The organism is Nocardia heshunensis, assembly GCF_054782115.1.
In genome coordinates this window covers 23220-45016 of record NZ_BAAGTC010000003.1, presented here as the reverse complement: position 1 = coordinate 45016, position 21797 = coordinate 23220, and the positions used below count along the sequence as shown (strand labels likewise).

Here is a 21797-nt window from a genome sequence, read left to right as displayed (position 1 = left end):
GACCCGTCATCAGTCGGGGAGTTCGGCGAGAGCCATTGCCACATCAAGGTTGTCGACGGCCTGCAAGGCATCGGCGGCCGGCGGTCGCTGCCCCAGATTGCGGCAGGCGTAGAGCAGCCCGGTGTGTACGGCCCAGGTCAGTAGGGGTGGTTCGAGAAGCAGCGGCAGCAGTGGTTCCACGTGATCCCCGAGGAGGGACACGGCCTCCACGCGAATACTCTCCCGAAGATCGGTGCGCGCCAACTCGATCAACCGCTCATCGAGCTCCCCGGGCGCCGTATGGGCGAAGCAGGTGGCCAGCGCCTCGTGCCCGCGCGTGCCGGCGACCTCGCCGGATGCGACCAGATCCCAGGTGAGCGTGGCGATCTCCGTGGAGCGTGGCACGAATCGCAGGTTGTAGACCGCGGATTTGCGAACACTCGAATCCCGATCATGGGCCAGCGCAAGCAGCAAATCCACCTCGGACCAGGTCGCCAGCACTCGGCAGCACAACTGCCGCACCTGTGGGTCCGGATGGCCGGACAGAAAGGCGGCCAGGCCGGGGCGATCCGCGACGGGAACGCCGTCCCAGTGGTCGTGGCGGGGATAGCTGTGCAGGGCCGCGAGTTTCGGCTGCCAGGGGCCGTCGGGATCGGAGTACATCGCATACACCTCCGAGGCCGGCGGTGCCGGGGGCATCGACCATGGTGGCCCTGCTGGCCCCGGCGACAACACGGTGTCCGGTCCAGGCGCGCCGAGCAAGTCGGCGACCGGTGTGAGCCAATCCTCGATTCCCGACCGCCCATCCTCGAAATCGCTGAGCAGGCCGGCGGCCGCGTCCTGTGCAGCCGTCGCTCGTGCATCGTGGCCCCGAGCGAGCTCGTGCAGCAGCCGCAACGTGGCCCGGCTGTGGTAGTACCGCAGCGAATCGATCGCAGCACAGCCGACATCGCTGTCGCGGTCGGTCGCGGCCCGATGCAACGCTCCTTCGGCGGCCAACGGTTCGTCCCAGCCCAGTTGATAGGCCGCGGTCCGCCGCACCGCCGGGTCGGGGTGATCGAGCGCGGCGATCTTGTACTGCTGCCAGTGCGGTTCGTCGAACGTCGACCCGATGGCGATCAGCGCGCATCGGTGCAGTGGATGGTTCCGATCGCGCAGAACCGGTTCGAGCAGCTCGGCCTCCCCGCGTTCTGCCTGACGCAGCACCGCGGCGCGCACTACCTCGTCCCCGCTATCCCACCACTGCCGCAATTCGGCCCCACCGGGGAACATCTCGGAGTCCTCGATCGCCCGCAGAGCCGCCCTTCGGACCTCACCCGGGCGATCGCGATCCCGCCCGATTTTACCCAACGGCTCCACCGCCCGCGGATCAGCGACCCGCGCAAGCGCATAGACGATCTCCCACCGATCCGGCTCGGCAATCCCGGGATCGGCGAGTGCCCGAATCAACTCGAAGGTCGCCGACCGATCCTGCTGCTCGGCAATCCGATCCAGCTCCGCCATCACCTGCATCGATACATTCTCGCCGCCCTTCGATTTCGCAGCCACCGAGTATTGCCGGTCGACGCTCGAACGGCGTCCGCCGGGTGGTGCGTTAGGGTGCTTATACCGCGACTGGCGTTACGTGGATCGACCACGAGGAAGCGCAGCACGGGGCGTCGTTCGCCTGGGCGCTCCTGATCTCCGAGTGAGATGAGGAGTGGGGCAATGGATTTGCGGTATGGGATGAATCCGCATCAGCGGGCCCGGATCGTGGGCGACGGCGGTGAGCATGTGCGGATGCTGAGTGGGGCACCGTCGCTGATCAACTACCTGGATGCGCTCAACGGCTGGCAGCTGGTTGCCGAGGCGAGTCGCGCTACCGGACGGGCCGCGGCGGCATCGTTCAAGCACGTATCACCGGCCGGGGCCGCTGTAGCGGGCGATGTCGACGAAACCATGCGCCGCAGTTGGGGTTTGGGTGATGCCGAGGTTGGGTCGCTGACCGCCGCCTATGTGCGAGCCCGCGACGGGGACCCGCGGTCCTCGTACGGGGACATGATCGCCGTGTCCGAGCCGGTCGACCGCGAGCTGGCCGACATGCTCGGCGGCGTCGTTTCCGACGGTATCATCGCCCCCGGCTACGAGCCCGGAGTCGTTGCGGCGCTCAGCCGTAAGAAGGGCGGACGATACGTGGTATTTGACGTGGAGCCCAACTATCAGCCACCCCGGCAGGAGCTCCGCACCCTCTTCGGAATCACGTTCGAGCAGGACGTCGACGATCTTCCCATCACCCCCGACCTGCTTCAGCCGGTAGAAGGCGGCCCGCTCACCCCGAGCGCGACGACCGATGCGATCCTTGGAATGGTCACCGCCCGCTACACCCAATCCAACTCCGTCGTCTATGTCCGCGACGGCATGAGCATCGGCATCGGCGCCGGCCAGCAATCGCGCATCGACTGCACCCTGCTCGCCGGAACCAAGTCCCGCACTTGGTGGCTACGCCGCCACCCCGCAATCACCGACCTACCCATCCCCGCCACCACCCCGCGACAACAGCGCCTGAACACCCAGATCGCCACCGCCGCAGGCACTCTCACCCCGGATATCGCGGAACGAACCGCCTGGTCGCAACGCCTCACCGACGTCACGCTCGTCTCCGACGGCTACCTCCCATTTCGCGACAACATCGACGCCGCCGCCCAATTCGGCGTCGCGACAGTTATCGAACCAACCGGCGCCCTCCAAGCGGACACCATCGCCCAAGCCTGCCGAGAACACGGAATCACCCTCGCCCGCATCGGAATCCGCCTGTTCCACCACTGAACCCCCACACCGACGACACCCCGGCCAGCGCGGCGACAACCACCAGTGCGCTGCCTCCGACCAGGAAGCCTCGGGTCGGTGACGACGCGATGAGCGCCGGAATGGTTGCCATTCCGGCGGTTCCGGCGGAACGCATCACCGTGTGATTCACGGTGAGCAGCCGCAGGCGCGCAGCGTGTGGATAGGCCGCTAGTTGAGTGCCCAGGGTGATCGAGATGAACGGGGTCACGAAGCCCGACAGCGCCGCGAAGATCAGCACCGCGGCGAGGCTGTGGGCGGCCGCGGTCGCCACCATCAGCGTGCCCGCGACCGCCCAGGCCGCACAGAAGCTTGGCAGAAACCCCGCCGCGGCGACGCGGAACCGGCTCGCGGCGAGGTTGCCGACCAGTCCGGCAACGCCGGTGCTGGTCAGCACCAGCCCGTACGCCGATGGACCGGCGTCGAGATGCTCGGCAAGCAACAGCGGCAATCCGATGGCGGGCAAGGCATTCAGGAACAAGCCCGCCGCATGCACGGCGAAGGCAGCACCCAGCGCGGGTCGCTCGCGTATCAATGCTCGTGCCGAAGCGCTCCGGTCAAAGGACGCTGTCGTATCGGCTGACCGGCCGGCACGCACGCCGTTTGCATGCGACGCAGCAAGATAGACAAGCGCTGCGACCGAGATCGCGAATGTCAGTGCGTCCGCGACGAACAGCACGGAGACCGGCACGGCGAACAGCAGAACACCGGCCAGTGCGGGCCCGGCAACCCGCGCGATGCGGCCGTTGAGGTCCATGGCGGCAACCAGCGCAGGCCGCTCGTTCTCATCAACCAGGCCGGGCACCAGAGCGCCGAGTGCGGGATCGAAGATCGCGGCCAGTGCTCCGAGCACGGCAGCGCTGGTCAGCATCGCGACAATGCCCCCGATACTCCAGAGGAACGGCACCGTGACAACCAGCACGGCACGCACCGCATCGACGACGGCAAGGGTCCGAAATGTGGCGCACCGCTGGAGAAGTCGCGCTCCGAACGCGCCGATCACGATGAAGGGCACCGACTCGGCGATGGCGACCGCGCCCATGGCGATCGGGCCGGAACGTTCGAGCGCCAGCCACATGATCGCCAACGCATAGAAGCGATCACCGAGGACTGATAGCAGCTGCGCCGACCAGATTGCCAGAATCCGGCGGCGGCGCAGCAGCTTTAGCATCGGCACGGCGGTGGACGTTAGCGGTTGTGACCGACAGCAATTCGTTTCATCGCGAGTCGTTGCCGCTCGCGGACGCCGATGTTAGTTGGAGGGGGTGCCGCCTCGGGTGGTGGAGGGGACGGCGAAGGAGGTGCGGTTGCCGGACCAGCCTTCGGCGGGGACGAGTTTTTCGAGTTCGGCGAGGTTGTCGGGGGTTAGGTCGAGGGTTGCGGCGGCTGCGTTTTCGAGGATTCGGGGGGCGCGGCGGCTGCCGGGGATGGGGACTACGTCGGGGCCTTGGGACAGGAGCCAGGCCAGGGCCAGTTGGCCTGCGGTGATGCCGAGGCGGGTGGCGAGGTCTCGGAGGGCGGCTACCTGGGTGAGGTTGTCGGTGAGGTGGTCGCCTTGGAAGCGGGGGTCGTTGCGGCGGAAGTCGCTGGTGGCGACGGTGGTGGAGTCGAGGGTTGCGGTGAGGAGGCCGCGGCCGAGGGGGCTGTAGGGGACTATGCCGATGCCTAGTTCGCGGGCCGTGGGGATGATGTCGTGTTCGGGTTCGCGCCAGAGCATCGACCATTCGAATTGCACTGCCGCGATGGGGTGGACGGCGGCGGCTTCGCGGAGTTGGGCGGGGGTGGCCTCGGAGATGCCGAGGTGGCGGACCTTGCCCGCGGTGACCAGATCGGCCATCGCGCCGACGGTTTCGGCGACCGGGACCTCGGGGTCGATGCGGTGCAGGTAGTACAGGTCGATGACATCGCGCCCGAGGCGTTCCAGCGACGAATCGCAGTATCCGGCCACGTTTTCGGGCTTGCCGTCGAGAGCCACGCCCGCCTCGGTGCGGATGATCCCGAATTTCGAGGCGATATGGACATCGGTACCGGCCAGCGCCGCACCGACGAGGCGTTCGTTGTGCCCGCGCCCGTAACTCATCGCGGTGTCGAACAAGGTGATTCCCGCATCGACGGCGGCGCGAATGGCCGCGGTCGACTCCGCGTCGTCGGCGTCGCCGTACCCCTGGGAGAAGCCCATGCAGCCGAGTCCCACGGCCGATACCGTCAAACCATCCCCGAGTGTGTGTTCACGCATACCGCCCATGCTGTCAGCATCCGGTTGCCGGCGGCCACTCGGTTTCGATGAAATATGTTGCTCCGCTGCCGGATTGCCGTGACGGCTCAGTCGGTGGCGAATCGGGTCGCGATGTCGGCGGCGGTGACCCGGGCCAGATCGACGAGGAAGGGCAGGCGTTCGGGGACCATCAGCGTGGTCGGTCCGCGCAGGCCCAAAGCGAAGCGGACGGGGGAGTCGGGCGTGAGGATGGGGACCGCCAGCGTGCGGAAGCCGGGGTCGAGTTCCTCGTCGTTGTAGGCGTAACCGCGTTCACGGGTGATGGTCAGTTCACGGCGTAATTCGGCCGGGGTGGAGACGGATCGATCGGTGCCTTCGTCGTAGGGCAGCGCCTCGAGTTCGGCATCGGTGGCGTCGTTCCAGGCCAGCAAGGTCTTGCCGAGAGCGCTGGCGTGCAACGGGAGTCGCACGCCCTGCAAGCGGTGCCCGTCGGTGTCACGCCAGCGGCTGGTGGCCAGCAGCACGGCGTGGATGCTGTGCCGCGACGCCAGTGAGGCGCTCGCGCCGGTGGTGGCGGCGAGCTGTTCGAGGGCAGGCTCGGCCAGGTAGATGCGGTGCTGGCGGTAGGCGATCTGACCGTATTCGGCGAGCGCGCCGCCCATGCGGTAGCGGCCGGAATCCTCTTGCTTGTCGAGGAATCCAGCCTGCACGAGCGCGGTGAGTAGCCGGTGTGTCGTGCTCACGGCAAGCCCTTGCTGGCGCGCCACTTCCGAGACCCCGCGCCACTCACCGTCCCGAAAACAGTCGAGCACCGACAGGGCACGGGCGACGGTCTGCACTCCAGGGGCTTCCACGGCTCGGACGCTAGCACAGCGTCAAGCCGCCACCTTTCCACTATTTGGAAAGCCGAAACCGAAATGGCCATAACGGCACGGAACAACCCGTGTCAACCCTTCCGATCCTCGGAAAGCATTCCCTCGCGGACACCGATCCCGATCCCTACTGTCCCAGAGCATCGTTGGACAGTTCCGAACGGAAGAGGTGCCCCACCATGTTCCGCACGCGCCGGTCACGCCGTTGGCGTTATGCCCTCGTCGTGGCTCCCGTCGTCGCCCTGGTCGCCGCGTGTGGCTCCGCCTCCACCGACGCGGGCCAGGCCGAGCTGGTGCTCAAGGTCGTCGACCCCGGCAATGCCGGTCCGATGGCCGTCGGCAAACGCGACGGCACCTTCGACAAGGCGCTCGCACCGCTGCACGCTCGCGTCGAATGGGTCACCACCACACCGGGTTTCAGCTCCATGCTCAAGCTGTTCAACACCAAGGAGCTCGACGTCTCCGACGCCGCGTTCAGCCCGGTGGTGGGCGCGCTGTCCAAGGACGTGGCGGTGCGCATCGTGTCGGTGTCGGATCCGGCGGGCAAGGATCAGAGCGGCATCCTGGCCGCCCCGGGCTCGGGGATCGCCTCGGTCGCCGATCTGGCGGGTAAACGCGTCGCAGTGAATCCGGCGGGCAAGGGCGAATACATTCTGTTGCGGGCGCTCGCCCAGGCGGGTGTTCCCGCCGACAAGGTGACGCGAGTTCCGTTGCAGCAGAAGGACGCCGCCACCGCATTCGCCACCGGCAAGGTCGACGCCTGGGCCTCGTTCCTGGTGCCGTATCAGGAGGCCAAGGCCAATGGCGGCCGCGAGATCGCCACCGAGGCGTCGATCGGCTCGAAGGACAACTCGGTGTTCGTCTTCCGCACCGAGGTCGCCGACAAGCACCCGGATGTCGCGGCCAAGTTCCTGCAGACCGTGCAGCAGTTGGTGACCCAGCAGCGCGTGAATCCCGCTGATTTCCAGAACGTTTTCGACAAGACCGGCCCGCGCGCTCTCAGCGGCAACCGCCTCGCCGATGCGATCCACCTCGGCGGCGAAGCCACCATCCCGCACCTACCCACCGACACCGATGCCGCCGATCTGGCCAGCATCGTGACGCTGTTCCGCGACAACGGCGTGATCGGCCGCGACATCACTGCCGCCGACATCTTCTATGACCTGAAATCCAAGCTCAGCCCCGATCAGCTGACCGGATTGCAGCCGGGGAGCTGAGATGGCCACCTCTGCCGCACCGAGAGTGACAGCGCGCCCGACGATTTCGGATGCCGCCCCGAGCGTGAGTGCCCCGGCGATTCCGCCCGGACTGGCTCCACCGCGAGCCCGGATCACACGGCCCAGGCCCACCTGGCTGTCCGTACCCCTGCGATTCCTCCTGCCCGCCTTGCTGATCGCGGCCTGGTGGATCGGCTCGGCCAGCGGAATTCTGTCTCCGCAGGTGCTGGCCGGGCCACCCAAGGTCTGGTCGGCACTGACTGAACTGGCTCGCAGCGGCCAACTCGTCGACTTCGCGACAGCCTCTTTCACCCGCGCCGCGCTCGGCGTCGCGCTGGGAGTGACCGCCGGGTTGGCACTCGGCCTGGTGGCCGGATTGTCCAGCCTCGGTGAGGAACTGGTCGATTCCACGCTGCAGATCGTGCGCGCGGTGCCGTTCCTGGCGCTGGTGCCGCTGTTCATCGCCTGGTTCGGCATCGACGAGCTGTACAAGATCCTGCTCATCGCGGTCGCGACCGTCGCACCCATGTACGCCTACACCTACCTGGGCGTGCGCAATGTCGACCGCAAGCTGGTCGAGGCTGCCCGCGGCTTCGGGCTCACCGGCGTGCGCCTGGTGCTCGAGGTGATCCTGCCCGCCGCCCTGCCGGGCGTGCTCATGGCATTGCGAGTGTGCCTGTCCATCAGCATCACCGGGCTCATCGCGGCCGAACAGGTCGGCACCACCGAAGGCGTCGGTTATCTGGTGACCCTCGCCCAGGAGTACAACCGCACCGACTACATGGTGTTGTGCGTGGTGCTCTACGCCTTGCTGGGCCTGGTCTTCGACGGTGCGGTGCGTCTGGTGGAGCGCTACGCCATGCCGTGGCGGCGACAGGTGGCCCTGCGATGACCGGCCCGCTCGCGGTCTCGATCACCGGCCTACGGAAATCCTTCGGCGACAAGGTGATTCTCGACGGCGTCGACCTGACCATCCGCCGCGGCGAATTCGTCGTGCTGCTCGGCCCCAGCGGCACCGGCAAGACCACTCTGCTGCGCCTGCTGACCGGTCTCGAACGGCCCGACTCCGGCACCGTCCTGGTCCCACCCGCCCGCACCACCGTCTACCAGGAACCTCGCCTGGTCCCTTCCAAACGCGTCCTCGCGAATGTGACCATCGGACAACGTCGTTCGCGCAAGACCCGCGCGGCCGGGCTGCGCGCCCTGGCCGAGGTACACCTCGACGGCAAGGCCCGCCAATGGCCCGCCACCCTCTCCGGCGGCGAGGCCCAGCGCGCCGCGCTGGCCCGGGCCCTGGTCCGCGAACCCGACCTGCTGCTGCTCGACGAACCCTTCGCCGCCCTGGACGCCCTCACCCGGCTGCGCATGCAGGACCTGGTCGGCGACCTGGTGGCCCGCCACCGCCCGGCCGTGCTCATGGTCACCCACGACGTCGATGAGGCGATCCGCCTGGCCGACCGCGTGCTCATCCTCGACCGCGGCCACTTCGCCGTCGACGAGCTCATCGACCTACCCCGCCCCCGCGACCGCACCGACCCGGCCGCCCTGCGCTACCAGTCCGCGTTCCTCGCTCAACTCGGCGTCGGCCCCACCGAAAACCCCAGGAGCACACCATGACCGACACCCTCTGGTACACCCGCTGCCCGGTGCCCACCGCCAGCGGCTTGGCCCACAGCCTGGGCTGGCTCGGCGACGACGCCGAACGCCACGGCCTGCACTTCGGCGTTCTGCAGGACGCCGAACCCGAACTCGCCGTCCGCCACTTCGACCACGACCTGCCCGGCCTCATCCGCGAGGGCGGCAATGTGCCCGCGTTGGCGGCTCGCGCGAACGGCTCGCCCACCCGGCTCATCGGCCTGACCTGGATCGACGAGGCGCAAGCCATTGTGGTGGGCCCGAATTCGCAGGTCTCGACCCCGGCCGAGCTGGCCGGGCAGCGGATCGGCATCCCGGCGTGGGCACGCGATCAGGCCCGCAGCTTCCCGCGCGCCATGGCCCTGCACGGCTTCGCCAATGCACTGCGCCTGGGTGGGCTCACTCTCGCCGATGTCCGCGTCGTCGAACTCGCGGTCGAGCCGAACCCGCAGGTGCGCACTGCAATTGCGCAGCGCGACCGCAACCTCACCTGGGGTGTAGAGCACCTGCTCGAGGGCACGGTGGACGCCATCTACGTCAAGGGCGCACGCGCCCAGGAGGTCGCCGCCGACCACGGTCTGCGCGTGGCCGTCGACCTCGACGCGACTCCCGCCAAGCGGCTGCGCGTCAACAACGGAACTCCGCGCCCGCTGACCGTCCACCAGCACCTGCTCGACACCCGCCCCGACCTCGTCACCGGCTTCCTCGCGCAAACCCTGCGCGCCGCCGACTGGGCCACCACCCACCACGACGAGGCCGCCGCCGTCCTGCAACGCGAAACCCTGTCCGGCCCCGAGGGAGTCACCGCCGCCTACGGCCCCGACTTCCACCTCGGCCTACACCCGTCCCTGTCCGAGGAGCGCCTGGACCTGCTGGCTGTTCAGAAACAGTTCCTCTACACCCACGGCTTCCTGCCCACCGACTTCGACCTCGAATCCTGGGTCGCCCCCGAACCCCTCGCCCAGGCCCGTGCCCTCGTCGCCGCCGGATGGGAGGCGGCATGACCGAGTTCCTCTGGCGACTGCCGTCGCGCCCGGACGGTCGCCGCGCACTGCCCGAACTGCGGCGGCGAGGCGGCTCCGGCGATCCGGTTTCCGCCGCCGACCTCACGATCGCTGCGGACCGCAACCTGAGCGGGCGTATCGGCGGGCGAACTGCGGCCCAGCACGCGATTACGGACGTGCGTCCGGGGCGGTTCGGCCCGTTCGACCAGTTGCACCAGGTGGTGAACGCGGCCGAGTTGTCCGGTCTGGACGGGGTTCTCGCCCCCTACGATCCGGATGGCGAGGAGTCGTGGATCGTGGCCGGGGGAGCGCTACGGGCCACCCGGCACGCCCGGGTGATCGTCGAATTCCAGCCAGGTTTCGGGACACCGGTGTATGCGGCCAAGATTTCCGCGACACTGCAACGGCTTTCGGGCGGACGGCTCGACTGGCGGCTCGCGGTCGACACCGACCCGCAGGACGTGCGGCAGCGCGGAGACCGCGTCACCGGAGACGATCGCTACGCACGGGCTGCGGAGTTCCTGACCGTGGCGCGGGGAGTCTGGAACGAACAACCGGTGGCCCCGGCCGGTTTCGCGGGCACCGGATTCGACTTCGAGGGCGACTATTTCGAGGTCGGCAACGGTGGATTCCGGGGCATCCTGTCCGGGCTGCCGTTCCCGACGGTGTACCTCACCGGAGATTCGCCCGCCGCACTGCAACTATCGGCTCACCACGGCGACGTGCACGTGTTCACCGACTCGCCCACCAACCTCGGCGCGTCGCTGAACCGATTGCAGGAGCTGTCGGCGGCGACTGGACGGACGGTGCGGGCGGGCCTCGAACTGCCCGTGATCGCCCGTGACACCGAGACCGAGGCGTGGGAGCGCGTCGAAAGGCAGTGGCGCGAACTGTATCCCGACGGACCCGACGCCCGAAGCTTGGACCTGGGCCACGGCCGCTGGGCGGGCTTCACCCATCTGGGCTACCCGCAGCCGATCGGCCTGGTCGGCAGCTACGAGCAGGTGGCCCAACGGCTTCGCACCTACACCGAGATCGGCATCGACACCGTCGTGCTCTCGGGCCACCCGCACATCGAGGAGCTCTACCGGACCGGTGAACACCTGCTGTTCCGCGTCGACCCGACCGGCCGCACCCTGCAGGAGACCACCGCATGACCATCGACATCTATTGGCGCATCGGCATGGAAGGCGATCACGCCTCCCTGCGCACCCCGCGCCGCTACAACCGCGGCCACGCGGGCGGCTACGGCCCCGGCAATATCGCCCCGGCCATCCGTGACGGAGCGCTCGATGGCTACAGCTACCTCGATCACGCGGCGGCCGTCGCCCGCGCTTCGGAGTCGGCGGGATTCCTGGGCGGGCTGCTGCCCTCGTTCCCGATCACCGAGGACCCGTGGGCGGTCGCCGCGGCCCTGGCCCGCGAAACCACCACCTACCGGTTCATGGTCGCCTTCCAAGCCGGTTTCCTGCACCCTGTGCAGGCCGCTCGCATGTCCGCGAGCCTGCAACGCGCCACCGGCGGGCGACTGGTCTACAACATCATCAGCGGCGGCGGGGGACCGGCCCAACTCTGGTGGGGCGACAAGGTTTCCCACGACGACCGCTATGCCCGCACCAGCGAATTCCTCGACGTGCTGCGCGGCGTGTGGGATGGCGAGCCCTACGACCATCGCGGCCGCTTCTTCCACACCGAGGGTGCGGCGCTGCCACCGCAACTGGCCGGGCAGCCCTTCCCGGAGGTCTACTTCTCCGGCTCCTCACCCGCCGCCGTCCAGGCCGCGGGCCGCCACGCCGACTACTACCTGTCCTGGCTGGAACCCTTCGCCGACCTGCGCGCCAAATTCGACGGTGTCCGCGCCCATGCCGAACACACCGGCCGCACACCGAAGTTCGCGGTCCGCATCGACATCGTAGCCCGCCACACCGAAGAGGCCGCCTGGGCCGAAATCGAGAAGGGCTGGGCCTTCGTCGATCGTGACGCCGCCAACCGGGCCGCGGCGGGCGATTCGGTCGGTGCGGCCCGCATTCAGGGCTGGGTGCCCGAAACCATTACCGGCTACCGCGATCTCGAGGTCCAGCCCAATGTCTGGTGCGGCTTCAGCCTCATCCGCGGCGGCCCCGCCTTCGGCCTGGTCGGCAGCTACGAACAGGTCGCCCAGCGCCTCGACGAACTCATCGAGCTGGGTGTGGACGCCTTCATCCTGGCCGGAAACCCGCACCTGGAAGAGGCGTACCGCGTCGGAGAGGAAGTGCTGCCGCTGCTCGGCCGCTCCCGCCTGACCACCCCCGGCGAGCACCACCCGAAAACCCGCATTCACCAGGAGATTTCATGAGCATCCGCGTCGGATACTTCCCGCACAACAACTCCCTGTTCGTCCTGCGTCATCGCGGCATCCTCGAACGCGCCCTGCCCGACGTGGAATGGGTCGACCTGCGCGCCCTGCCCAAGCCCGACCCGGTCGACGTGAAATCCGCGCTGCCGTCCCAGCATTCGGACTGGCTGTTCGAGGACGGCGGTTACGACTTCATCGGCACCGGCTTCACCCCGCCCATCACCGCCCTGGGCAACGGCCGCGACATCGTCTACGTCGGCATCTCCGGCCCGCGCATCGAGAACGGCCGTCTCGTCGCGCTCGCCGACAGTGGTCTAGAGACTGTCGCGGACCTGCGCGGCAAGCGGGTCGGGATCGCGCACGGCTCCTGGCAGACCACGCTGCTGCTGTTCGCCCTCGAGCGCGCTGGGCTCGGCTGGGCCGATATCGAACCGGTCGACACCGACATCCACGATGGCGCGCGCCTGCTGCGCAGCGGCGAACTCGACGCCTGGGTCGGTGCCTATCCCGCGCTGGCCGCCCTCGAATCGGCTGTCGCACTGCACACCCTGGTCGACACCGAGTCCGTGTTCAGCCACCCGTCGCTGTGGTTCACCCGCCGCGATTTCGCCGAGTCCCACCGCCCCGAACTGGAGGCGATCATCGCGGCCCTGCAGGAATCCGACGCCTGGATCGCCGAGAACCCGCGCGCCGCAGCCCAATACTTCGTGGACGACATCCTCGCCCGCGGCGGCACCGCCGACCTCGACGCCTGGGAGGACGCGCTGCGCGGCCGTCCCTTCGGTATCGGCCCCGTGACCGCCGAATTCCTCGACGAACAACAGCACGCCGCCGACCTGCTCGCGGCCAACGGCCTGCTGCCCAGCAAGATCGAAGTTCGCGACGCGGTCCTGCCCTGGATCGGCGAGGCGGTGATCGGCAGCCGGGTGGTTGCTGGCTGAGCGTCCGCTCGGTCTGAACGCTGTCGGGGAGAGCGATTAACCCGGACGTGGCTAGTGGTCGTATGACCAGCTCGCGGTGCGCGGACCTCGGGCTGGAACCGCCACGCCCGCCGGGTTCTTCCGCAGCGAGGACTCACCGTGCGAATCGCACCGAAATGACGACAGCTGCAGTCGGTTCGAGTTGCGGTTTGCTCACCGATACCGAAAGGTTCGGGGAGACAGAGGATTCTGCTATGGTGGCTCCGCCGATTTCAGGATCGGTCGGACGACAAGAGAATTGATGAATCAAGACACTGCCGTACTGCTTTCCTGGGTTCTTGCCGCCGCGCTACTACTCGCCGTGGTCGGGCTTTTCCTGCTGTGGCGCGCCGTGCGCGCCGAGCGCGAACGCGTCGCCGCCCTGCGCGCCGAACAGGTCGATCGTGATGCCGCGATCGAGGAGATGATCGCGAATCTCACCGACAATGTGCTGCCGGCCATCGGCGCGGCCGTGCGCCGATCGGACCCCGACAATCCGACCGTCGACCTGCCGATCGTGCTGGAACGCACGCGCATCGCGGAACTGGTGTGGCAGTGGACCGCCCGCTGCGGCGAAGAACTGCTGAAGGTCGCCACCGAGACCCGCGACCGGGTGCGCCGCGAGGGGGAGACCGAAACTCAGCTCGCGCTCGCGACCGTCGAATCCGAGCGCCAGACCGCGGTCGCGCACGCCGAGGAAACGGCCCAGATGGCCATCGCCCAGGCCGAGGAGATGGCGCAACTGACCATCGCCCAGACCGAAGAGGCCGCCCGGGTCGCCATCGCGCAAGCCGGGGAGTCGTCGCGGATGGCGGTCGTCGAGGCCGCCGACGATGCCCGCACCCAGGTCGAAAGCTCCGCGCGGGAGGCCACTTCCGCGGCGGTGCGCGCCTTCGGCGCCTCCGTGGTCAGCCTCGGCGCGGACGTCAGCCAGGTGCTCAGCGCCGCGCTGCGCAAGCACCGCAATGACGAGACCTTCGAAACCCTCACCCGCATCGACCATTCCGTGCAGCAGATGATCCGTCAGGCGCAGTCCTACGTGATCGTCTGTGGTGGTCTGCCGGGTCGCCGCTGGCCGCAGCAGTCGCTCACCGACGTGGTGGGCGGCGCGACCGGTCGCGTGCGCGACTACACCCGGGTGCGCTCCACCGAACTGGATCGCCCGGTCATCAGCCGCGTGGTGGAACCGCTGGTGCACACCATCGCGACGCTGCTCGACAACGCGCTGCGCTACTCGCCGCCGACCTCCTACGTGGACATCGGTTTCCAAGAGGGCCACCACGGCATCACCGTGATCATCGACGACGCCGGTGTTCGCATGAACCCCGAGCAGCTCGAGGAGACCCGCCGCGTGCTGGCGGGCGATCAGATCGTCGACGTGCACGCGCTGGGTCCCACCCCGCGCGTCGGTTTCCCGGGTGTGGCCGCGCTGGCCCGCCGCTACGGGTTCTCCGTCTACGTCGACGGCCCCAACATGTACGGCGGCATGCGTGCCATGGTCTTCATCCCGGAGACCCTGCTCGCCGCGCCCACCCCGGTCGTCGTCGCCGCGCCCATCCCTGTTCCCGCACCCGCTCCGGTGCCAGCACCGGACCCGGAACCCACGCTGGTGGCCATGGAATCGGTATCCCAGGACCTCACTACCGGCGGCCTGCCCAAGCGGCGCCGCCGCTCCGCGACGGTGTCCGTGGCGGCCACCGTCCGCGCGGTCGAAGCGGACTCCGGGTCCGCGCGCACCGATATCGCCGCTGCCTGGCACAGCGGCTCCCAACGCGGTCGAGCGGCCGCGTACGACCACTCCGAAGGGATGACATCGTGACCGGCACGCCCGCTGCGGCAGTGAGTGAAATCAACCGGCTCGGCTGGTTGCTCGACGATCTCGAAGTGCCCGGCGTCCGGTTCGCCGTCCTGCTATCGGAGGACGGGCTACGCATCGCGCACACCGGCGGTGTCACCATCGACGACGCCGAGCGCTTCGCGGCGGCGGCCTCCGGACTGCGGGCGCTGGGCAAGGCGCTGGCCGAGTTCTGCGGCGGCACCGCCGATAACGCGGTGCGCCAGAACATGACCGAGTACGCCGACGGCATGATCTTCATCACCGCCGCCGGAGCCGGTGCGCTGCTGGGTGTTTCGACCACCCAGGACGTGGACGTGAGCCTGGTCGCGCACCGCATGAACGAATTGGCGGTCCGCGTCGGCCGGGAACTCGGCAGTATGTCGCGGACCAGGAACGACCTGCCGCGGTCATGAGCCGGCCACGACGCGATCCAGATCTGGTCCGGGCGTATGTACGCACCGGCGGCAGATCGCGTCCGACCCGGACGCTGGATCTGATCAGTCTGGTTGTGGCGGTGGCCGATCCGGCCCCCGGCGCCTCCCCGGACGCGCGCCGGATCCTGCACCTCGCCCGGCGCGGCGTGCTGACGCTGGCCGAACTGGCAGCGCACCTGGATCTGCCGCCCTCGGTCGTCAAGATCGTGGTGGCGGATTTGCTCGACAGTGGCCACCTGGCCGTTCCCACGCCCGTGGAGACGTTGCCCGGCAAGGCCCTTTTGGAGGAGGTACTCGATGGACTCCGCGCTCTCTCCGCATGAGCGCGTCGTCGACTATGTGCCGCAGACCGTCACCCGCACCGTAAAGCTGCTGGTGGCCGGTAACTTCGGCGTCGGGAAGACCACGTTCGTGGGCAGTGTGTCGGAGATCCGGCCGCTGCGCACCGAGGAGACGATCACCGAGGCCAGCGTCGGCGTCGACGATATGGCCGGGCTACCCGGGAAGACGACCACCACGGTTGCCATGGATTTCGGCCGCATCACCGTGAATCCGCGCCTGGCCCTGTACCTTTTCGGCACCCCCGGCCAGCGCCGCTTCGTGCCCATCTGGGAAGACCTGGCCGTCGGCGCCCTGGGCGCACTGGTCCTGGTCGATACCCGCCGCCTGGACCGCGCCGACGAATCGCTGTCCATCCTGGAGGAACGTGGCGTCCCCTATGCGGTAGCCGTCAACGACTTCGAAGGCGCCCCCCGCTACCCCCTCGACGAAGTCCGAGACGCCCTCGACTTGGACGCCGCCACTCCCTTGATGCGCCTCGACGCCCGCGATCGCACCCCCTGCTTCCACTCGCTCATCACCCTGGTGGAACACCTCCTCGACACCCGAGTCTGAGCCGTTCGCGTTCACCGCCTCGCGGAATCTGTTGTACGGTAGGCGATCCTGCAAGGTGAAGCGAGAAAGTTTCGGAATGCCGTTTGCGAGCCGGGGGGCCGTCAAGATCCATTACACCGATACCGGTGGTGGAGGTCCCGCGGTGGTGTTGGGGCACAGCCTGTTCATGGATCAGGAGATGTTCGCGCCCCAGCTGGCGGCGCTCGCGCCCGACTATCGGGTGATCGCGATCGATTCGCGGGGGCACGGGGCCACCGAGGATGACGAAACGCCGTTCAGCTATTGGGATCTGGCGCGGGATGCCTGGGCGGTGGCGGATGCGGCGGGGTTGGATCGGGTGGTGGTCGGCGGGGTGGCGCACGGTGCGTTCACGGCCGTGCGGATGGCGTTGCTGGCGCAGCCGCGGGTGGCGGGCATGATTCTCATCGGGTCCAGCGCGGATGCCATGACGCCGCAACGGCGGCTCGGGTATCGCGAGGTGCTCGATATGTGGATCAGCGGGGCGACACCGGCACCGACCATCAAGATGGTGTGCTCGCTCATGATCGGCGGTAGTGCGGCCGATCAGCAACCGTGGCGGGTCAAATGGGCGGACGCACCGCGGGAACGGGTGCGGCTGGCGGGTGAATGCCTGGTCAATCGGGAGTCGGTGCGCGCACTGCTCGGCGAGATCCGATGTCCGGCCGTGGTGGTCCGCGGGCTCGCCGATCAGGCCAACAGTGCCGAGGAGGTCGCCGAGATGGCTGCGGCGCTGGGCAATCCGACCATCGTGCACACCATCGCCGGGGCCGCGATGACACCGAATCTCACCCACCCGGCGGAGGTCAACACCCTGTTGCGCGAGTTCCTCACCACCCTGCCCGCCTGATCACGCCCCCAGCAGCCCGATGAACAGCTGGTGCGCCGGACCCGGCGCGGTCCCGCGATAACGCTGCACCCGCACATCGAATACCGTGGCGGTGCGCGGATTTCGCAGTGTGAACGTGGGATCGCCACGGCCGATGTGCACGTGCCCCGCGGTCCACAGCCGCCGGAAATCGGCCTGCTCGCCCAGCTCCCGCAGCAGCGGGTCGACTTCGCTCCCAGCACCGGCCGCGTACGCACGGAAGCGTCCCACCATCAACCGGGCCTCCCGCTCCCACTCCTCGACCACGATGCGCGCCCACGGATCGGTGAACATCCACCGCAGCACATGCCCCTGCCGCGCCAACCCCGGCAGCGCCTCGTCGAAAGCGCTGTTGCAGGCCACCACATGCCAGCCGTCGTCGAGCGCGGCCGCCAGATGCGGCAGTAGCGCGTCCAGGGTGGCGCGCACCGCGTCTGCGGCCGGGTCCGTGCCGTGCAACGCCCGCGTGCCACACCCGGCCGGACGCTGCTGCGCCAGGTGATAGAGGTGGATGCGCTCGGCCACATCCAGTTCCAGCACCGCGGCGAGCGAATCCAGAATGGCCGGACCGGGATTGAGCGCCTCACCCTGTTCGATCTTGGCGATATAGCCGAGGCTGGCATGGGTGGCCTCGGCCAACTGCTTACGGGTCAGCCCCGCCGGATACCGGGTGGTGGTCCGGGCGCGCCGTTCGCGCACGAACTCCGCCAGCGTGGGCGCCCGCAGCCCGGTGGCGGTGAGCAACCCGAATTCGTTGTCGGCCAACGGCATCCCCTCGAACAAGTCAGCGTCGCACCAGCCTAGGCGGCCGGCCGTGCCGCGGCGGCCCGAACGACCAGCCGGGGTGCCCGGATCGCCCGGTACCACCGGCGGTGGTGGTGGCGCGAAAACCGGTTTCGCACAGTGGTGCTCGCGAATTCACCCGATCATCACTGGGGTATCCCAGCGGTTGCCAAGCGGGGAGTGCGCATTCGATATTGGGCCGTGCGAGGGACGGCAGTGGCGCCGGACGGGGGAGTCGGCGGGGGCATCGGCGCTAGAGCGAGGAGCGACACCGGAAATGTCCAGCAATTCATTGCGGTCGCGCCCGATCGTGATCGGGGACGAGAGCTTTCCCTACTATTTCGGGCGCGGCTGTGTCGACGAAATAGCGGCGGCGATAGCCGATCTGGTCCCCGACAAACTGATATTCGTCACCGACGACGATGTACTCGTCCGCTACGGCCGCGATCTCGACACCCTGGCCGGAACGATCCCGGCGGTGATCCTCTCGCATCCGGCCGGCGAGTCGATGAAGACCCTCACCTGTCTGTCCGATCATCTGGAAACCGCACTGCGCGCAGGGATCACCCGTCGTAGCGTGGTCGTCTCCTTCGGCGGCGGCGTGCCCGGTAATCTGGCCGGGCTGATGGCGAACCTGCTGTTCCGGGGTGTGCGGCTGGTGCACGTGCCGACGACCACGATCGCCGCGATGGATTCGGTGCTCTCGCTCAAGCAGGCGATCAACAGTGGCGTCGGCAAGAATCACCTGGGCACCTATTACGCGCCGGAAGCGGTGTTCACCGACGTCGACTTCTTCGCCACCCTGCCCGATCGTGAATTGCGTTCCGGCCTGTGCGAAATGGCGAAGAATTGCCTGGCGATCCAACCGTCGGCATTGCCCGGATTGCGCGCGGTCATCGCGGGTGGCGAGTTGTCGGCGCCGGATTCCCTGCTGTGGTTGCTGGACGCCAGCATTGCGGCGAAATCGGCCGTCACGGCCCGCGATACCTTCGAACGGCATGCCGGACTGGTCCTGGAATACGGGCACACCGTCGGCCATGCGATAGAAATCTGCGATCACCGAGCGCGCGGTGCTGCAGGGTTGCCGCACGGCACGGCGATAGCGCTGGGGATGCTGGTGTCCGCTCATATTTCGCACGCGCGGGGGTGGCTGTCGGACGACGAGGTCGGTGTCCACTACGAGATCCTCACCGGGCTGGGCGTGGAACCGGCCCTGCCGCCCTCGGTGCACATCGACGACGTTCTCGCGGTGGTGGCCGACGACAACAAACGGGGGTACCTGCCGCAGCGCGCTGACATGGTGCCGTTCGTGCTGCTGCGCGCCCTCGGCCGCCCGGAACTGACGGGGGAACTGCCGCTGACTCCCGTGCACGGCCGCGAGATTCGCGCTGCCCTCGATGTCATCGCGCAGTCGGCCGCCGCGCCGATCGTGGTCGGGTAGGCGCGATGCTGGCGATTCACGGCGGTACCCCGGTGCGTGGCCCGCGAACGTGGCCGCGATGGCCACAGTACGACACGAGCACCGAGTCCGAACTGCTTGCCGCACTGCGCTCTTCACGTTGGTCGGTGAGCTGGTACAGCCCGGACGGGGAGAAATCGCGGGAGCGGCGCTTCGCCGAGGCGTTCGCCCGCTACAACGGCGCGGCTCACGGTGTCAGCGTCGATCACGGTTCCGGCGCGCTGGTGATCGCGCTCGAGGCGCTGGGCATCGGCCCGGGCGACGAGGTGATCGTGCCCGCCATGACCTGGGTCGCGCCCGCCACGGCGGTGCTGCGGGTCGGTGCCCTGCCGGTCCTGGTCGATGTCGACCCCGCGACCGGCTGCGTGACCGCCGCACACCTGCGCGCCGCGGTCTCCGCATGCACCAAGGCCGTCATCGTTGTCCATTTGGCCTGCACCGCAGCGGAAATAGAGGAGATCGCCGACACCGCGGCCGACACCGGCCTCGCCCTGATCGAGGACTGCTCCCAATCGCACGGCACCCGCTGGGCCGGGCGCGCGGTCGGCACCTTCGGCGCGATCGGGGTCTTCAGCCTCGGCGCGGGCAAGACCCTGGCCGGTGGGGAAGCCGGGGCCGCCATCACCGACGACGCCGAGCTCTACCGGCGAATGCTCATGCTGCGTGCGGATTCTCGCGGCTACACCGCCGACGCTCCCGGCCCGGGGGAGTACGAGCTCGTCGAGTTCGGCACGGTCATGGGCGCGAACTACTGCATGTCCGAGTTGACCGCGGCGGTGCTGCTCGATCAACTGACCCGCCTCGACGAGCAGCACGACCTGCGCGAAGCCCGGGCGAAGGAGTTGGAAGCCGGACTCGGTGGAATTCCCGGCCTGGCTCCGATCCCGGTACCTCGGCAGGTCGATCGGCGCGGCATCTACGAGTACGGAATCCAGTTCCGGACCGGCACTTTCGCGCATGCCGACGTCGAGACCGTCGCTGCCGCGCTCACCGCGGAACTGGGCACGAGGATCTATCCGCCGCGTGCACCCCTGCACCGCAGCATCCTGCTGCGCCCGCAGACCAAACCTCGCTTCGCCGCCACCTGGACCGCCGCCGAGCGTGCCACCGGCCGCGCCTACCCCGGCGCGGACCACTACCGCGACCACACCCTGCTGATGCATCACAGCGTGCTGCTCGGCGACCCCGGCGACGTCGAGGACGTGCTCACCGCGCTGGACAAGGTCCGCGCCCACGCGAACACCCTCGACCCGAAAGGCACAGCGTGACTTCCGAACTCATGGCCGACTGGCAGAGCCGCACCATCGACGGCATCCGCACCCGCCGCGCCGTCGAGACCGACTGGCCCGCCCTGCGCGACCGCTACGCCCGCGCCTTCGGCGGCGTGAAAACCCACGACGTGCGCGCCTGGCGGCGGCAGTTCCGGCTCGAGGACATCGCGGTCGTGGAGGACGTGACCGACCCCGCGACGCCGCGACTCGTGGGCACCGCCGCCGTCCTGCGCAGCACCGTGACCGTGCCCGGCGGGGCGCAACTCGAGGTTGCGGCCTGCGCGCAGGGCATGGTGGCGACCACGCATCAGAAGCGTGGCATTTACGCCAAGGTGCAGGCCGAACTCATGACCATTGCCCTGGAGACCGGCGCGGATGTGCTGGCCGCCATGCCGGGCCCGGGCGGCAGCTATGCCTATGTGGGCGTCACCACTTACACCCGGCACCTGCGCATCGATCGCGGTCGCGCGAAATTGCGTACCGCGCAGTGGGATTCGGCCTCGGTCAGGGAGGCTGGCCTGACCGAATCGGTGGCTGAGCTGCGGGCCGTCTACGCCCGCTGGCAACGGGCCACGCCGGGTGCGCTCGATCGCGCCGAATCCTGGTGGCCGAGCGCCCTGGATCCGCACGCGTTCGTGATCCTGCATCCCGACGGCTATGTCGTCTACGAATTGGTCGCGGACACGGTGCTGGTCAAGGACTTCTGTGCAGTGACCGTGGCCGCTCACCGGGACCTGTTGCGCTGTCTGCTCGGGCAGGGCGAATACGCCGAGATCCTGATCGACACCGCCGTCGACGATCCGACCCCGCTGCTGCTCGAGGACTCCCGTGCCGCCGCGGTGACCGGCGTGGACGCGGGCATGTGGACCTGGATCCTGAACCTGCCCAAGGCGATCGCATGTCGGGAGTTCCGGGCGGACTTCCACGGTGTCATCGAGGTCGCCGACCCCTGGGGCCTGAGCTCGGGCACCTTCCTGCTCGACACCTGCGCCGGGTCCTGGACCGCAGTGAGCGACGCCGTCCCCGATCTGCGCGTCGGCCCACTGGAACTCACCACCGCCTACTTCGGCGCACACACCCTCGGCGAACTCGAGCGTGCCGGCCGGGTCGAAGAACTCTCACCCGGTGCCTTGACCGCGCTCGATAACGCGCTCGCCGTCGCCCGAAAACCGTTCAACACCACCCCCTTCTAAC

The 21797-nt window shown here is 68.6% G+C and carries 21 protein-coding genes and 1 riboswitch; of the genes, 16 read left to right on the top strand and 5 right to left on the bottom strand.

All coding sequences use genetic code 11. The features are described from left to right. Window positions 1-9 precede the first annotated feature (9 nt). Entirely contained in the window at window positions 10-1491 is a 1482-nt protein-coding gene (locus tag ACYVN4_RS06795; RefSeq protein ID WP_460718423.1) for a HEAT repeat domain-containing protein, read from the bottom strand. Window positions 1492-1579: 88 nt separating this feature from the next. Then, window positions 1580-1658: riboswitch (ZMP/ZTP riboswitch) on the top strand. A gap of 28 nt (window positions 1659-1686) precedes the next feature. Between ACYVN4_RS06795 and ACYVN4_RS06790 the strand changes: the two genes are divergently transcribed. Beyond that, entirely contained in the window at window positions 1687-2784 is a 1098-nt protein-coding gene (locus tag ACYVN4_RS06790; RefSeq protein WP_460718422.1) for a hypothetical protein, read from the top strand. On the opposite strand, the gene ACYVN4_RS06785 is transcribed toward ACYVN4_RS06790, so the two are convergent. The 3 genes from ACYVN4_RS06785 to ACYVN4_RS06775 all read right to left on the bottom strand — a co-directional run bounded on the left by ACYVN4_RS06785 (window position 2744) and on the right by ACYVN4_RS06775 (window position 5871). Beyond that, window positions 2744-3973, bottom strand: a complete 1230-nt coding sequence (locus tag ACYVN4_RS06785) for an MFS transporter (protein WP_460720507.1) — start codon at window positions 3971-3973, stop codon at window positions 2744-2746. The genes ACYVN4_RS06790 and ACYVN4_RS06785 overlap by 41 nt on opposite strands. Before the next feature lie 81 nt (window positions 3974-4054). Further along, window positions 4055-5038, bottom strand: a complete 984-nt coding sequence (locus ACYVN4_RS06780) for an aldo/keto reductase (RefSeq protein ID WP_460718421.1) — start codon at window positions 5036-5038, stop codon at window positions 4055-4057. A gap of 86 nt (window positions 5039-5124) precedes the next feature. Then, the gene (locus ACYVN4_RS06775) at window positions 5125-5871 is read right to left on the bottom strand and encodes an IclR family transcriptional regulator (protein WP_460718420.1); all 747 of its coding nucleotides are present in this window, start codon (window positions 5869-5871) and stop codon (window positions 5125-5127) included. 197 nt (window positions 5872-6068) lie between these two features. On the opposite strand from ACYVN4_RS06775, the gene ACYVN4_RS06770 reads away from it, so the two are divergent. From ACYVN4_RS06770 to ACYVN4_RS06715, 12 genes are all read left to right on the top strand, one after another. Then, complete coding sequence (locus ACYVN4_RS06770) at window positions 6069-7106, top strand: NrtA/SsuA/CpmA family ABC transporter substrate-binding protein (RefSeq protein ID WP_460718419.1); 1038 nt, start codon at window positions 6069-6071, stop codon at window positions 7104-7106. A gap of 1 nt (window position 7107) precedes the next feature. Further along, window positions 7108-7998 carry an ABC transporter permease gene (locus ACYVN4_RS06765; RefSeq protein WP_460718418.1) on the top strand — a complete coding sequence of 297 codons (891 nt, stop codon included), beginning with the start codon at window positions 7108-7110 and terminating at the stop codon, window positions 7996-7998. Beyond that, window positions 7995-8723: an ABC transporter ATP-binding protein gene (locus ACYVN4_RS06760; RefSeq protein WP_460718417.1), complete on the top strand. Its 729-nt coding sequence runs from the start codon at window positions 7995-7997 to the stop codon at window positions 8721-8723. Before ACYVN4_RS06765 ends, ACYVN4_RS06760 begins: the two co-directional genes overlap by 4 nt. Beyond that, window positions 8720-9745 carry an ABC transporter substrate-binding protein gene (locus tag ACYVN4_RS06755; RefSeq protein WP_460718416.1) on the top strand — a complete coding sequence of 342 codons (1026 nt, stop codon included), beginning with the start codon at window positions 8720-8722 and terminating at the stop codon, window positions 9743-9745. Before ACYVN4_RS06760 ends, ACYVN4_RS06755 begins: the two co-directional genes overlap by 4 nt. Further along, window positions 9742-10902 carry an LLM class flavin-dependent oxidoreductase gene (locus ACYVN4_RS06750; protein ID WP_460718415.1) on the top strand — a complete coding sequence of 387 codons (1161 nt, stop codon included), beginning with the start codon at window positions 9742-9744 and terminating at the stop codon, window positions 10900-10902. Before ACYVN4_RS06755 ends, ACYVN4_RS06750 begins: the two co-directional genes overlap by 4 nt. Further along, window positions 10899-12080, top strand: a complete 1182-nt coding sequence (locus tag ACYVN4_RS06745) for an LLM class flavin-dependent oxidoreductase (RefSeq protein ID WP_460718414.1) — start codon at window positions 10899-10901, stop codon at window positions 12078-12080. The genes ACYVN4_RS06750 and ACYVN4_RS06745 overlap by 4 nt, the downstream gene beginning before the upstream one ends. After that, window positions 12077-13021 (top strand): ABC transporter substrate-binding protein, encoded by a 945-nt coding sequence (locus tag ACYVN4_RS06740; RefSeq protein WP_460718413.1) that lies wholly within the window; start codon window positions 12077-12079, stop codon window positions 13019-13021. The genes ACYVN4_RS06745 and ACYVN4_RS06740 overlap by 4 nt, the downstream gene beginning before the upstream one ends. 280 nt (window positions 13022-13301) lie before the next feature. After that, a complete protein-coding gene (locus ACYVN4_RS06735) occupies window positions 13302-14858 on the top strand; it encodes an ATP-binding protein (protein ID WP_460718412.1) in 1557 nt (518 codons plus the stop codon). Then, on the top strand, window positions 14855-15289 hold the full coding sequence (locus ACYVN4_RS06730; protein ID WP_460718411.1) for a roadblock/LC7 domain-containing protein: 435 nt from the start codon (window positions 14855-14857) through the stop codon (window positions 15287-15289). The genes ACYVN4_RS06735 and ACYVN4_RS06730 overlap by 4 nt, the downstream gene beginning before the upstream one ends. Beyond that, a complete protein-coding gene (locus ACYVN4_RS06725) occupies window positions 15286-15633 on the top strand; it encodes a DUF742 domain-containing protein (protein WP_460718410.1) in 348 nt (115 codons plus the stop codon). The genes ACYVN4_RS06730 and ACYVN4_RS06725 overlap by 4 nt, the downstream gene beginning before the upstream one ends. After that, the gene (locus tag ACYVN4_RS06720; RefSeq protein WP_460718409.1) at window positions 15608-16204 is read left to right on the top strand and encodes a GTP-binding protein; all 597 of its coding nucleotides are present in this window, start codon (window positions 15608-15610) and stop codon (window positions 16202-16204) included. The genes ACYVN4_RS06725 and ACYVN4_RS06720 overlap by 26 nt, the downstream gene beginning before the upstream one ends. Window positions 16205-16280: 76 nt before the next feature. Next, window positions 16281-17072, top strand: a complete 792-nt coding sequence (locus ACYVN4_RS06715; RefSeq protein WP_460718408.1) for an alpha/beta fold hydrolase — start codon at window positions 16281-16283, stop codon at window positions 17070-17072. Here the strand turns inward: ACYVN4_RS06715 and ACYVN4_RS06710 are convergent, their stop codons facing one another. Further along, window positions 17073-17855: a helix-turn-helix domain-containing protein gene (locus tag ACYVN4_RS06710; protein WP_460718407.1), complete on the bottom strand. Its 783-nt coding sequence runs from the start codon at window positions 17853-17855 to the stop codon at window positions 17073-17075. A gap of 295 nt (window positions 17856-18150) precedes the next feature. On the opposite strand from ACYVN4_RS06710, the gene ACYVN4_RS06705 reads away from it, so the two are divergent. The 3 genes from ACYVN4_RS06705 to ACYVN4_RS06695 all read left to right on the top strand — a co-directional run bounded on the left by ACYVN4_RS06705 (window position 18151) and on the right by ACYVN4_RS06695 (window position 21796). Continuing rightward, window positions 18151-19314 (top strand): 2-deoxy-scyllo-inosose synthase, encoded by a 1164-nt coding sequence (locus ACYVN4_RS06705; RefSeq protein ID WP_460718406.1) that lies wholly within the window; start codon window positions 18151-18153, stop codon window positions 19312-19314. A 125-nt stretch (window positions 19315-19439) separates the two neighbouring features. Continuing rightward, window positions 19440-20600, top strand: coding sequence for a DegT/DnrJ/EryC1/StrS family aminotransferase (locus ACYVN4_RS06700; RefSeq protein ID WP_460718405.1), 1161 nt, complete (start codon window positions 19440-19442; stop codon window positions 20598-20600). Next, complete coding sequence (locus ACYVN4_RS06695; RefSeq protein WP_460718404.1) at window positions 20597-21796, top strand: GNAT family N-acetyltransferase; 1200 nt, start codon at window positions 20597-20599, stop codon at window positions 21794-21796. Before ACYVN4_RS06700 ends, ACYVN4_RS06695 begins: the two co-directional genes overlap by 4 nt. Window position 21797 lies beyond the last annotated feature (1 nt).